Raw genomic sequence first — 13,047 nt, 5'->3', positions numbered from 1 at the left:
TCCCGCCCGTCCAAAAAGGACGGGCGGGACGCCCATCCCACAAACTTGTGGAAGTTATTTAATTCTCATTCCTAAGCGGATGGGATTATATTTTATCAGTCCTAGCTACTGTTGCATAACTTTTAATAATTAATATTAGTTATAGTTCACGGCGCTAAGCTGTTGTACACCTAATTTGACAGTCAAGTTTTCTATAATTATTGTGGAACGGGCATCCTGCCCGTCTCTGGATTCAATTTAAATGCGTAGCAGCTTACCACAAAATTATTTTTAACTCCTCTGCTCTTAAATCAATTCTTTCGTGGCAGTTTATTTTCGGAGAACCTTCCTAAAACTCTCTAGTTATTGTAGCCTAATTTTTGAGTAAATAGTATTAATTCCCAATTTTAAAATCTCACATCTAAAATGGTATGAGATAAAAATTGAGAATGGCTATAATCTATCACCTAGAATTAGAGGGATTCAAAGGCAGCGGTGAAACCATCTAAGGTCAAGCATTCTTCCATAAATTCCTCTACATCATTGACATTCTCAAGCTGATATTCCATGATGCGTTGACCATCGCCTTTCATCTTTTTGGAAGAGGAAGGCGTGGCCGGATATTTGGCAGCAATGGCTTTGAAAGCTTTGGAATGGGTATCCCAGCTTTCAGCAGAACATTTTATGATTAAAAGCCACATGATTAAATTCCTCCTTGGGTTTGGTTTACTAATAGTCTGACACGAGTAAAACTTAGATCGATAGTGCCGAAAAATCAAGGGATTCTGTTGTTTGGAAAAAAGCTAAAAGCCGAGGCACTATGTGAGCAACACCACCCTTAACATTAGACTCAACATTCAAAGGCATCACCGGATCGTGGAGTGATAAGCGTAACAGAAACCAGCCGGATTCGCTAGGTGAGGTGCAGGAAATTCGCAAACCTTCATAGTTATTGGGAACTATTTTCCAGTCTGCTTGCGTTGAGACAAATTGTTGCAGTTGTTCAATAACGCGATCGCCGTGAGCCTTGAAATCATCTACACCAAGTTTAATCCGAAATTCGGCACTTTCTTCGGGTTCTTTTAAATTCGCAATTAACTCTGGCAAAGATTGATTTGCTAGCTTTGACTTAGCCAATTCAATCAATAATTTGCTGACCAAATAAGCGCCATCATCCAGAAAGTAATTTTCTTTCAAAGCTCCATGTCCAGACGTTTCAATCGCTAGCCATGATTCTTGTCCGGCTTCATTGAGGCGAATCGACTCGTCAATCACATTTTTGTACCCGCGTTTAAAGCGGTGGTGAATCCCTTTTAGATCCTGTTCGATGAATTGTGTCAAGCCATCGGAGGTGATAGAATCGGTAACAATGGTAGAGCCTGGGTGTTCTTTTAATATAATGGCAGAAATCAAGGCAATTAAGCGATTGCGATTGAGTTCCTTGCCAACTCGATCGACGGCCGCACTGCGATCGACATCGGTATCAAAAATAATCCCAAAATCAGCATGATGTTCAATTACCGCTTGACAAATTGACTGCATTGCCTGTTTATCTTCGGGATTTGGCACATGATTGGGGAAAGTACCATCAGGTTCTAAAAACTGACTGCCGGTGGTGTCTGCACCTAAAGGTTTTAAGACTTTATCAACATAAAAACCGCCAGCACCATTACCCGCATCCACAACAATTTTTAATCCTGTTAGTGGTTGCTCAAAATTATCTGGATGATTGACGGCTTCCCGGATATTTTTGACAAATTGGTTAGCATAAACAGAAATAAAATCATGCTTTGTAATGTTACCGGGCGATGCGGCTGGCTGAAAGTAATTGCTTTGGGCTAGTGTTAAGATATCTGTAATATCCTGCTTTTGTAACCCACCTTTGGCAGTGAAAAACTTTAAGCCATTTCGATTAAATGGCAAATGGCTAGCAGTGAGCATAATCGCGCCGTCGCAATCAAAGCCAGGGGTAATGGTACTCATAAACATGGCGGGGGTTGAGGCCATTTCAAAGTCGTACACGGTTGCACCAACTGAGGCGATTCCCTCCATGACTGCTTGCATTAAGGTTGGCCCTGATAGGCGACTGTCACGCCCGATCGCGATCGTTAATTCGGCCGCAGGTTTATTGACTTTTTGCACCAGCCAACTGACAAAGGATTTACCTAAGATTGTCGCAATTTCGGGCGTTAGGTTGACTTTTTCATTGGGGACGCCTTCGAGGGCGATACCGCGAATGTCTGATCCATTTTGAAGTTTTGTCCAGTTGAAGATTTGCATAATAATATTGAGGGTAACTAAAAAGATCGGAGTCGGCGGTTGAAACCGATTATACAAACTTTCCTCTGCGGCCCGTTCGACTCAATTTTGCCGAACGTCTTTCGCTGACTCAGAAATAAACAGGGGAGAAATTTTGGATTTGGTATTATATCATGTCCGGTCGATTACCTAATACGGTAGGGGCGGGTTCACAAAAAATATCTGCTAATAATTGACAATCTCAAAAACCCGCCCTTTTAATCGCGGTCACTCGATCGGACATGAAATTATTAGTCATTAGGGTGACAGAGTTTTTCAATTCAATCAGCTAATCGGCATTTAAGTTGTATTTAAAGAAACAATCCCAGTCTTGTGGGTGGGATTTGAGCAACGCGCCAACTATCCAATTGAAATGTGGAACAGCTTACGGGGAATTTCTGACCAATCACCGCTGAGATTAAGCTGTGATTCCTTAGCGGGGTTCAACGCTGTAAATTGCCTGCAAGCGGAACTCACCATGAGCGGGAACTTCCACAATATCTGTAGCTGCATTGGTCGTTTCTACGCAGAGTAAACGCTGATAATCTGCATCATCAAGGTCGGCCATATTTGCAGAAATTGTCACCCAAGGATTCCACACTACGACGGATTTACTACCAGATGATTTAATGCGAATACGGCGATTGAGGGCGCTATCGTCAATGACTAATTCATTGGTGACATCAAGATAAATACGATCGACTTCACCTGTTACTACCACTGCACCCACTTGAGTTTTTTCCACACCACCATCCGCTTTATCAAGATACTGGCTATTTTCTAAACCTAAAACCTGCACGCGGTTGATATCGCCGACTTGGAAATAGGTATGGAAAGCTTGGGTGAGGGGAAATGCTTTGTCGCCTAGATTGCGGGTGATTAATTCTACAGTGAGGGTTGTGCCGATCGTAATCTCGATCGCCAGTTCAAAGGCTTGGGGCCAAATTGCTCTAGTTTCATCGGTATCCTTGAGTCCGAGAGTGACTTTGGTTGCGCCGTCTGGGGTTGTGGCGGTTTCTAGCACATTCCAGAGGCGATTCCGCACAAACCCATGACTCGGACGCCCCAAGGCTTCGGGATCTGGGCCAAACCAGGGCCAACAGATGGGTATACCGCCTTTGATGGCTTTCCCTTCGGCGTAGTAGGCTTTTTCGCTGACAAACATCAAGTCTGTGGTTTCGGTGGCTGGTTGAAAGGAGAGCACTTGACCGGAATACACAGAAATTAAGGCTTTGGCTTGACCGTTGTCGATGTGAATCATCGGGAAACCACCGTTTCCCGTGGCGAAGGTGAGGTTCCCGGCAATGCCGTAGTCTGTGTTTAATTGGTCAATACTCATGCTTTTGGCTTGGTGAATTGCTTTACAATTATCCGATATTATGGTTGCTAAATTGGTTAGATTGTTAGGTTGGACGGGGGAAGGTGCGATCGACACAACGATGCAGTCCGAGAAACGGATGGGGAGTGCCAACGGATCGCGAGGCGATGTGCGATCGATCGCGCACTTGCACGCTCAAATTTGGCACCTTTCCGTCTTCCGCCACTTGGATTTGGCGGGTACCGGGGCGATCGAGCGGCGTCGTCGGCAGCAGGGCCCGAAAGCGATTGTTGCCCGTAGGAAAAGCTGGGTAGTTTTTTTGCTGTAGGGAAACCGTTGGAGTTCCGCTGCTGCTGTTTACCTGAATCATTACTGACAGCGTATCTCCTAGTTCGGGATTTGCCGGCGTCACCTTCACCTGCAAAGCTTGTACCGGGGATACCAAACTGAGAATGCTCGCGATCGTTCCCCCGCTCAAAATCGCCTTCTTCATGTTTGCTTTCAATAGCCTGCATCCAAAAATAGCACCCGCAACTATTTTCGCACTTTGTCCGCAGTTGGCTCGATTCGCAGTCGCTGTCATGACGGATATGCTTAATCTTTGTCTGGCTAATGTTACCCAAAAATTCTAATTTTAGTACCCTCTCACCGCCAAGGATAACGCACTATTACGACTTGCGCCAAGTCAGCAAATGTATCGCGATTTAGCGGAGTGCAAGGCGCTATTTGCTGACTTTGTAGCAAAGCTGCATCAGAGGATGTTTCACGGTTTCGATCGCGGTATAATTTTGTCATTCTGAGTGGAGGGCGAGCGCAGCCAATCATCTGGGATTGTGGGAAAATACTGAGATATTTCACTTCCGTGCGCTGCATTTAACATGACACAGAAACTCTTAGGTCAAATATATTATAAATTTTTCATATTTGACATATTTATTATTTAAATGCCACAGTTGTAGATATTACAGAGGTTAAAATGCTATGCCAAGCGATCGCGATCGACCCAGAGAATACGATGCAGTCAAGGGGGGGCAAAATTCAATTCCTGTCGGTGCGGCGGTACAGGGAGGAATTGCCGGCGTTAAAAGCCGATTGGCTTTGCCCTCTGTCGAAGCTAGAATCGCTGCACTCTCCGATGCGCTCAAATATGGAGATGCAGGATTAGATTTGATACTGGGAGCATTGCAGGATGAGTCAGTACAGGTTAAATTAGCTGTCTATTCACTACTGAAAGATAGAAATGAGGAGAAGATAAAACAACATTTACAAAACTATTTTTTTGATTTTGATGTCATCACTGTTAATTCTAATGGACGAGAAAGCAGCCGCAGCAAGTCGTTTGCTTTCTACTTCCCCGAAGACCTAGGAAATGGAATTGTGTTGGAAATGGTTTACATTCCCGGTGGCACATTGATGGTAGAGTCGCCAGTAACAGAAGTTGATAGATATAGAGATTATGGGGAAGGTGGGAAGCCTCAAGTCACAATACCCGCTTTTTATGCAAGCAAATACCCGATCACCCAAGCAGAGTGGGAAGCAGTTATGGGAAATGGAACCAACCAATCGAGTTTCACAGGCGAAAAACGTCCTGTTGAAAATGTATCGTGGCTGGAGGCATTTAGATTCTGTAGAAAACTATCGCAAAAAACCAGTAAAAAATATCGTTTTCTGAGTAAAGCAGAATGGGAATATGCTTGTCGTGCCGATGCAACAGCAGCCCCATTTGAGGGTGATTATTTGTCAATTATCCAACAAGTTAACCGTGACGGCAATCATCTCGACTTTGATGCACCGCAGGGTTTTGAACGCCAAATAAAGGATGTGGGGAGTTTTCCGCCTAATGCTTTTGGACTTTACGATATGCACGGCAAGGTTGCGGAGTGGTGTGGCAATAGTGGCTTGGATAATACCGATAAAGGCCCCGAATCTACAGGCGGTATTATCTCACTCTTAACAAGGATGGAGCTTGACTCTCTCGGCCATACAGATCCCAAGTGGTTCAATCGCATCTTGCACCTGTGTCACAGCCCGTATCAAGAAGGCATCGGCTCTTCTTTGATAGAGGGTGTTCGCGTAGCCATGTCGTCGTATTCTTCCCCCTCCTAGTTTTTCCAGCAAGGGTTCTTCTTGACTGTCAGAGTAATTATCCAGTAGATCGGATAAATTCTCACAGGGCGTTTGACTAAAAAAGATTTTAACTGATTTCTCTGACCGATCGCATATCTGTGAACGTACACCCTGAGAAAACCACTCACTACAAAAAGGTAATTAAAATCACTCCACCCCGCCAGAAATAGATTAAAAAAAGTAACTTGATTTAATCTCACCACGCTCATCTCGTTGAGGTGAAACATTACCCCCAATAAAGGCGCAATCTCTCGCTCAAATTGCAAGAGGTTAAGCTTTTTTTGAGCAGTGAAACTCTTTGGTATCAGAAAATACCTGGTTCTATAGTTGCAGTTGTCCTGGCTCCCCAACTATAGTCAACGCGCCAAACATAGTCAACACATTAGATACTATAATATAACTTTATACTTTTTTCATAAACTTGTGCAAGAAGACTTCCGACTGATCGTTGACTTAGTTCTAGTTCTCGCTGCTGCCGCAGCAGGAGGACTCTTTGCATCGCTGTTGCGACAGCCGGTAATTCTCGGGTATCTCCTGGGATGGTTAGATTCGGCCTTCTGCTTTGGGATGAAACATTTTTTCAACAATATTTTTACGCAGAAAAACTGTCAAGGGTTTTTCTATCAAAGAGTAGAATATGCAACCGAAAACTACGGCGAACACTGCCAGTAGAGCCGGAGCAAAGAAACCGTCGTAATATTTTCCTAAATTCGCCTTTTGCAAAATTTTTGTCATTGCTAAAATCAGCGGCACGTGGGTCAAAAATATCGAGTAGGAGGCATCTCCCAAGAAAATTAAAAGATAAGGAATTTTAGGGGAATCCTTGAGGTCTATCGAGGTAGCAGCAATGATTAACATAGCTGCTAGCACTCCCAAAGTAGGGACGCGCCGGAACTCTATGTTTCTCCATGCGATGAGGATTCCTAAAATAACATATCCTAAATTTGCTATCGCAAACAATATCCACCTGTACTTGCCGATCTTATTGTTATATTTAATCACAATATACCCAGCCATGCAGCCCAAAACAAATTCTAGATTCATACCCCCAAATACTAGAGCCAGCCAGACAAAAGAGTTGGGGAATGTTACAATTTTCCAAAAATGTAGAAGCGTGACAAATAGCCAAGTCGAAAGTATCGGTACAGAATGTTTTGGTTTCAACCATATAGCTATACTGAACAGGAAGTAAAAATATAATTCGTAAATTAAAGTCCAACCTACCAAGAGAATGGGCTGTTCATTTTGAGGAATCAAGAGAAGCGAGCCAATTATGTATCCTAAACCTAAATCTTGATTGTTAGCAAAACCGGGAATTACTAGAAAAAAACACAAAACTGTCAGAGTAATTATCCAGTATATGGGATAAATTCTCACGGCGCGCTTGACTAAAAAAGATTTTAATTGGTCTTTTTTACCGATCGCCGATCGGTGAACATACACCACGATAAAACCGCTCAATACAAAAAAGTAATCAACACCGCTCCACCCACCCTGAAATAAATTAAAAAAAGTAACTTGATTTAATATACCCGTGCTGATTTCGTTGAGGTGAAACATTACCACCAATACAGCGGCAATCCCTCGATAAACTTGCAACAGCTTAAGCTTTTTGTGAGGAGTGGAACTCTGTGTCATCATGAGAATACCTTGGTCAAGAGTGACTGTTGCGCTTGTCCCTCAACTATAGTCAACGCGCTAAACATAGTCAACACATTAGACACTATAATATAACTTTATACTTTTTTCATAAAGTTGTGCAAGAAGACTTCCGACTGATCGTTGACTTAGTTCTAGTTCTCGCTGCTGCCGCAGCAGGAGGACTCTTTGCATCGCTGTTGCGGCAGCCGGTAATTCTCGGCTACCTGCTGGGAGGGATCGTAGTTGGGCCGGCAGGTTTGGGGCTGATTAAAGAATTAATTCAGGTAGACACCCTGGCTGAATTTGGGGTTGCCTTTCTGTTATTTGCCTTGGGAGTGGAATTTTCTTTCGCCGAACTCCAGAAAGTAAAAGCCATTAGTTTGGGCGGGGGGGGCTTGCAAATTGTGCTGACGATCGCCATTACTACTGCAATTTCCTTGGCTGTAGGGTGGGTAGAATCGCCCGCTCAAGGCGTGTTTTTAGGATCGATTCTGTCGCTTTCCTCGACCGCAGTCGTCCTGAAATGCTTGATGGAACGCAATGAATCCGGTACTTCCCACGGTCAAGTCATGCTGGGAATATTAGTAGTTCAAGATTTGGCTTTGGGGCTAATGCTAGCAGTTTTGCCCGCACTCAATCAGCCAGCAGAAGCCATCGGCATGACGGTAGCGTGGGCCCTGCTGCGGATCGGGTTATTTGCTGTCGGTGCTGTAGTCGCCGGCATTTGGATGGTACCGCAATTGCTGCGATACCTCGCGCAAACAGAAAGCCGGGAACTGTTTTTGCTGGGAGTTGTGGTTTTGGCTTTAGGGATTGCGCTGCTGACAGAATATTTGGGTTTTTCGATCGAGATGGGCGCATTTGTGGCGGGTTTAATGATTTCGGAGGTGGAATATGCCGACCAAACTCTAACTTATGTCGAGCCTTTGCGAGATATTTTTGCATCCTTATTTTTTGTCACCATCGGAATGTTAATTGACCCGATGTTTCTGTGGAACCATCTAGAAGTAATTCTGGGACTGGTATTTATAGTATTTGTCGGCAAATTCTTGATAATAACGCCGATCGTCCGACTATTTGGCTATCCGCTAAAAACAGCATTGATCGCAGGTTTGGGCTTAGCTCAAATAGGAGAATTCTCCTTTGTACTCGCTAGTGCCGGCCAAGCTATGGGGCTGGTTTCGCGGAACGTTTACCTGTTAATTTTAGGAACAACAGCCGTCACCCTCGTGCTGACTCCGTTTGTATTGAGAAGCGTGCCGCAGTTATTGAAATGGGCGGAAAATTTCGGGCCTTTGCAGCGCTATTTTGACGAAACATCTCAACCTGTGGCAATAGCTGAAACTTTGCCGGAACAAAATTATGTTGTGGTTTGCGGCTACGGGCGAGTCGGCAGAATTTTAGTCAAAATGCTGCAAAGCCGTAACTGTTCTGTTGTGGTGATCGATGAGTCAGAAAGTAGAATTCAAGAGTGCAGAGTTCAAGGAATTCCTTACATTTACGGGAATGCTGCCAGCTTGCACGTATTGGAAGCCGCGCGGGTGGAACGGGCAAAAGCAATGGCGATCGCCCTTCCCGATCCCATGAGCACTCGCTTGTGTCTGAAGCGGGCTTTAGAATTAGTCCCGGATTTGGATATTGTGGTGTGCGCGAACCAAGATAAAGACATCGAACTGCTTTACCAACTGGGGGCATGGGAAGTCGTGCAGCCGGAGTTTGAAGCCAGTTTAGAACTGTCTTCCCACTTGCTGGCTGGCATGGGGCTCTCGGCAATGACGATCGCGCGGGATGTCCAGCAAATTCGCAGCAGCCGCTATCTGGAATTGCGGCCAGCGCGCGAACCTTTGGCGGTTTCGCGGGATTTGAAAGTGGCGGTTCGAGATATGAACAGCGAGTGGTACAACTTGCCGTCGGGTTCTCCCATCGCCAGCATGACTCTGGAAGAAACTAACTTGCGGCAGTTGACAGGGGTCAGTGTGATGGCGATCGTCCGCCAGAATGGCGAGGAAATTGATTATCCCAACGGGAAGACAGCTTTGCAGTCTGGCGATCGACTTTTTGTAGTGGGAGAACCCGAAGAACTCATCAGTTTTGAGTTGCTGGCGAAGGGCGAAGTTGCAGTTCCGCAGGGCGACAGTTCTTGCCAGTGGCTGAGGCTGCCAGCAAACAGCCCTTGGGCGGGCAAAAAACTGTCAGAGGTAGATGTGCTGACCCAGTACGGGGTGCAGGTGCGGGCGATCCGCCGGGAAGGGAAATTTACTCGCTGGCCGGACGGAAGTAGCAATTTGCAAGAAGGCGATCGTTTGCTGCTGTGCGGCGGCTTCTACGAGCTCGGCTTGATGCAGCGGACGGCCTCACCGCCGGTGCCGCAACCTGCTTTCAAGCTGCCTTTGGTCAAGGCCCAAGTCAGTGAAAAGCTGTTTAGCGATTAGGGAAGTTCGGCAACGGATTCTGTAACGGATGTAACGGATGTAACGGATGTAACGGAGGTCAGGAAGACCGAAGTTGGAAGAGGTTCGAGGGAAGAGGGAAGATTTTTCCCCTCTCCCACTCTCCCAATCTCCCACTCTCCCACTCTCCCCCTCTCCCACTCTCCCCCTCTCCCCCTCTCCCACTCTCCTCAGCCGTTGGGTTTGAGATAAGCAATTGCTGGCCGCGAGATCAGAATTTGTGTTTCTGACGGATCGAGGAGGCAAATGCAGCTATTATCCTGCCAAAAAATTCTGCCCGCTAGTAAGTCGCCGGTAAGGAGTTTGATCTCCACCTGTTGTTTGTCTTTGATGTAGCTTTGTATTAAGCGAACGCTGGGCAATCCGGTTTCAAATTCAGACATAGTTCAGAAAAATATAGTCAAATATTACCTTAAACCATATTCTTCTGTTTATACCGTTTAACCCTTACTGCCGCAACTACAAGCGCGTCTACCCGATGAGGGATAAACAAGTTGGCGGCTAGTTTTCGACCGATATTCATTGAGGGATTGACATCAGCATTAATTAGATATCCCTGTGGAGTTATAAATATTATATTTGTTTATATTTCACTAGAAAGGACTATAAATTGCATAAAGTTTTATAATACTGGGAAATGGGTAATTTGGTCATCAAATTATCTAATCCGTTTTAACCAAAAGAGGTTTGTTTTTATGCCGATCGAGTTTGCGAAGTATCACGGACTGGGAAATGATTTTATTCTGATTGACAACCGCCACTCGTCAGAACCCGCGATCGCGCCAGAACAAGCTGTGGATTTGTGCGATCGACATTTCGGGATTGGCGCAGACGGTGTGATATTTGCTCTTCCGGGTCAAAACGACACTGACTATACGATGCGGATTTTTAACTCCGACGGTTCGGAACCGGAAATGTGCGGCAACGGGATTCGCTGTTTGGCTAAGTTTATCGCGGATTTGGACGGGTCAGAGGCGAAAACTCAGTACCGCATCCACACTCTGGCTGGTGTGATTAGCCCGGAATTGCGATCGGACGGTCAGGTGAAGGTGGATATGGGAGTGCCCCGGCTGCTGGCTGCGGAAATTCCGACAACTTTGGCTGCAGCGGATGCCAAAGTTATTGATGTGCCGATCGAAGTTGCCGATAAATCTTGGTCTGTTACCTGCGTCAGTATGGGCAATCCTCACTGCATTACTTTTGTAGAGGATGTTTCGGCTGTTGCTTTAGAAACTGTCGGGCCTCAATTCGAGCACAACAAAGCCTTCCCGCAGCGTACCAATACGGAATTTATTCAAGTGGTACGTTCAGACTACGTAAAAATGCGGGTGTGGGAAAGAGGCGCGGGTGTTACTCTAGCTTGTGGGACTGGTGCTTGTGCTGCTGTGGTAGCTGGAGTGTTGGTAGGAAAGTGCGATCGGGTAACTGCGGTTGAACTCCCCGGCGGCGTTTTGGAAATCGAATGGGCGGAAGTTTCTGGGCGAATTTACATGACCGGGCCGGCACAGCGAGTATTTACTGGTTGTATTAGTCATTAGTCATTAGTCATTAGTCATTAGTCATTAGTCATTAGTTATTAGTCATCAGTCATTAGTCAGAAGGGATTTTTTGTTTAATTAACAAGCAATAAAAATTATTGAATTCAAAATTTTTATTGAATTCTGACCAATGCCTTCCGCCTTCACAAATCATATCATGTCCGGTTGAGCGACCGCGATTTTTGTAGGGGCCCGTGAGCCAACAATACCTGCCAATAATTGACAATCTCAAAAACCCGCCCCGACGGGGATATTATGGTTAATTGATCGGACATGATATTATTGGCTGCGGACTGAAGACTGAAGACTAATAACTAAGCCTGAAATCTAAAATCTAAAATCTAAAATCTAAAATCTAAAATTAAGTAGGTGGGCTTGCATGGCTGGAGGTATTTATCTGATTCAGGACGACGACAGGCTGGTAGAAATGATGGAACAGCCCTATGACTCGGAAGACCAGTTACAAGACTTGCTAGTAACTTATCCTAATTTGATCGCGGGAGACCAAATCGATCGGGCGACGGCGCGCAGGTGGCTGTTAATTTCGCGGGAAGCCGCACCCAGCGATGAGGAAACAGCGGTGCAGTGGTCGCTGGATCATTTGTTTCTCGACCAAAATGCCGTTCCTACTTTGGTGGATGTTCGGAGAACTCCTAATGCCGAACTGCGGCAAAAAGTTTTGGGTCAGTCGATCGACTATGCTGCTAATGCGTTGGTTTACTGGCCTGTCGATTCAATTATTGCTCTGTTTGAAGCTAATTGTCGCGATCGGGGTCGCGATCCTGAACAGATTTTTGAAGAGTTTCTCGGTGCAAATGCTAATGAAGACCTATTTTGGCAGAAGGTTAAAACTAATTTGCAAGCGGGTAAAGTTCGCTTAGTGTTTGTAGCTGACGAGATTTCTGCTGAAATGCGCCGAGTTGTGGAATTTCTCAACGAACAAATGGACCCGGTTGAAGTTTTCGCCCTGGAAATTAAGCAGTATGTAAGTGAAGACGGTTTGAAAACGCTGGTTCCCAGAGTGATCGGTCAGACAGCGGAAGCACAGCAGAAAAAATCCAGCGCAACGCGCGAAAGAAGGCGCTGGGATGAATCTTCATTTTTTGCGGAAATCAAAGCTAGACGAGGCGCAGACGAGGCGCAAATGGCAAAAGCAATTTACCTTTGGGCAAAAAGTCAAGAACCCGAAGTTCAGATCCAGTGGGGAACGGGGGATGCCTATGGCGGTTTCGCGGCTCAATTGCCTCAAAAGGGAAGAAAACCCTATCAGTTATTCACTGTAGATATTGCTGGCAGAATGGAGATTTCTGCTGACAATTATGGTTCCCAGCCGCCGTTTAATGCGGAACAGAATTGGCTGGAATTGAGAAGTAAGCTGAGTGCGATCGGTCTGTCGCTGCCTATAGAACCTGGTGAGAGAAGGTCGCCTAGTCTGGCTTTGTTTACTTTGCAAGATGAATCTGGCCTCAAGCAAGTTATGGAAACTTTTGATTGGGTGATTGAGCAAATTAAAACGTTATAGTCATTAGTCAGTAGTCATTAGTCAGTAGTCAGTAGTCATTAGTCCTTGGTAGTTAATAATTGGTTACGATCGCCAACAAATAACAAATAACCAATAACAACTAACAACCCACAAATAACCAATAATATCATGTCCGATCGATTGACCGCGATTAAATGCCGGGGCGGGTTTACA

The 13,047-nt window shown here is 45.3% G+C and carries 11 protein-coding genes; 4 read left to right on the top strand and 7 right to left on the bottom strand.

Going from position 1 to position 13,047, the window contains the following annotated elements:
- Positions 1-452 precede the first annotated feature (452 nt).
- The 5 genes from QUB16_RS15165 to QUB16_RS15145 form a co-directional block, all read right to left on the bottom strand.
- Positions 453-680, bottom strand: a complete 228-nt coding sequence (locus QUB16_RS15165) for a hypothetical protein (protein ID WP_333043850.1) — start codon at positions 678-680, stop codon at positions 453-455.
- A 52-nt stretch (positions 681-732) separates the two neighbouring features.
- A complete protein-coding gene (locus QUB16_RS15160) occupies positions 733-2,259 on the bottom strand; it encodes a phosphomannomutase/phosphoglucomutase (protein ID WP_333317234.1) in 1,527 nt (508 codons plus the stop codon).
- Positions 2,260-2,710: 451 nt separating this feature from the next.
- The gene (locus QUB16_RS15155) at positions 2,711-3,616 is read right to left on the bottom strand and encodes a D-hexose-6-phosphate mutarotase (protein ID WP_333317232.1); all 906 of its coding nucleotides are present in this window, start codon (positions 3,614-3,616) and stop codon (positions 2,711-2,713) included.
- 64 nt (positions 3,617-3,680) lie between these two features.
- Entirely contained in the window at positions 3,681-4,178 is a 498-nt protein-coding gene (locus tag QUB16_RS15150; protein WP_333317230.1) for a hypothetical protein, read from the bottom strand.
- 62 nt (positions 4,179-4,240) lie between these two features.
- Positions 4,241-4,468 (bottom strand): hypothetical protein, encoded by a 228-nt coding sequence (locus tag QUB16_RS15145; protein ID WP_333317228.1) that lies wholly within the window; start codon positions 4,466-4,468, stop codon positions 4,241-4,243.
- A 108-nt stretch (positions 4,469-4,576) separates the two neighbouring features.
- Between QUB16_RS15145 and QUB16_RS15140 the strand changes: the two genes are divergently transcribed.
- The gene (locus QUB16_RS15140; protein WP_333317227.1) at positions 4,577-5,701 is read left to right on the top strand and encodes a formylglycine-generating enzyme family protein; all 1,125 of its coding nucleotides are present in this window, start codon (positions 4,577-4,579) and stop codon (positions 5,699-5,701) included.
- Positions 5,702-6,265: 564 nt separating this feature from the next.
- Here QUB16_RS15140 and QUB16_RS15135 read toward each other — a convergent pair.
- Positions 6,266-7,363 carry an acyltransferase gene (locus QUB16_RS15135; RefSeq protein ID WP_333317224.1) on the bottom strand — a complete coding sequence of 366 codons (1,098 nt, stop codon included), beginning with the start codon at positions 7,361-7,363 and terminating at the stop codon, positions 6,266-6,268.
- A 116-nt stretch (positions 7,364-7,479) separates the two neighbouring features.
- Here QUB16_RS15135 and QUB16_RS15130 point away from each other — a divergent pair, with 116 nt between their 5' ends.
- A complete protein-coding gene (locus tag QUB16_RS15130) occupies positions 7,480-9,795 on the top strand; it encodes a cation:proton antiporter domain-containing protein (protein ID WP_333317222.1) in 2,316 nt (771 codons plus the stop codon).
- Between the two features lie 188 nt (positions 9,796-9,983).
- Here QUB16_RS15130 and QUB16_RS15125 read toward each other — a convergent pair whose 3' ends face one another.
- Entirely contained in the window at positions 9,984-10,196 is a 213-nt protein-coding gene (locus tag QUB16_RS15125) for an Hfq-related RNA-binding protein (RefSeq protein WP_333097600.1), read from the bottom strand.
- A gap of 312 nt (positions 10,197-10,508) precedes the next feature.
- Between QUB16_RS15125 and dapF the strand changes: the two genes are divergently transcribed.
- Together dapF and QUB16_RS15115 are read left to right on the top strand one after the other, a co-directional pair.
- On the top strand, positions 10,509-11,351 hold the full coding sequence (dapF, locus tag QUB16_RS15120) for a diaminopimelate epimerase (protein ID WP_333317220.1): 843 nt from the start codon (positions 10,509-10,511) through the stop codon (positions 11,349-11,351).
- 379 nt (positions 11,352-11,730) lie between these two features.
- The gene (locus tag QUB16_RS15115; protein ID WP_333317218.1) at positions 11,731-12,873 is read left to right on the top strand and encodes a hypothetical protein; all 1,143 of its coding nucleotides are present in this window, start codon (positions 11,731-11,733) and stop codon (positions 12,871-12,873) included.
- The last annotated feature ends 174 nt before the right edge of the window (positions 12,874-13,047 follow it).

This window comes from Microcoleus sp. D3_18a_C4, from assembly GCF_036702415.1.
In the GTDB taxonomy this organism is placed as follows: domain Bacteria; phylum Cyanobacteriota; class Cyanobacteriia; order Cyanobacteriales; family Microcoleaceae; genus Microcoleus.
This window is presented reverse-complemented; position numbering and strand designations above follow the sequence as displayed.

Bases quoted from the DNA above. Each gene is read 5' to 3' on its own strand.
- QUB16_RS15165 (WP_333043850.1), bottom strand. From the start codon at position 680: ATGTGGCTTTTAATCATAAAATGTTCTGCTGAAAGCTGGGATACCCAT.
- QUB16_RS15160 (WP_333317234.1), bottom strand. From the start codon at position 2,259: ATGCAAATCTTCAACTGGACAAAACTTCAAAATGGATCAGACATTCGC.
- QUB16_RS15155 (WP_333317232.1), bottom strand. From the start codon at position 3,616: ATGAGTATTGACCAATTAAACACAGACTACGGCATTGCCGGGAACCTC.
- QUB16_RS15150 (WP_333317230.1), bottom strand. From the start codon at position 4,178: ATGACAGCGACTGCGAATCGAGCCAACTGCGGACAAAGTGCGAAAATA.
- QUB16_RS15145 (WP_333317228.1), bottom strand. From the start codon at position 4,468: ATGCAGCGCACGGAAGTGAAATATCTCAGTATTTTCCCACAATCCCAG.
- QUB16_RS15140 (WP_333317227.1), top strand. From the start codon at position 4,577: ATGCCAAGCGATCGCGATCGACCCAGAGAATACGATGCAGTCAAGGGG.
- QUB16_RS15135 (WP_333317224.1), bottom strand. From the start codon at position 7,363: ATGATGACACAGAGTTCCACTCCTCACAAAAAGCTTAAGCTGTTGCAA.
- QUB16_RS15125 (WP_333097600.1), bottom strand. From the start codon at position 10,196: ATGTCTGAATTTGAAACCGGATTGCCCAGCGTTCGCTTAATACAAAGC.
- dapF (WP_333317220.1), top strand. From the start codon at position 10,509: ATGCCGATCGAGTTTGCGAAGTATCACGGACTGGGAAATGATTTTATT.
- QUB16_RS15115 (WP_333317218.1), top strand. From the start codon at position 11,731: ATGGCTGGAGGTATTTATCTGATTCAGGACGACGACAGGCTGGTAGAA.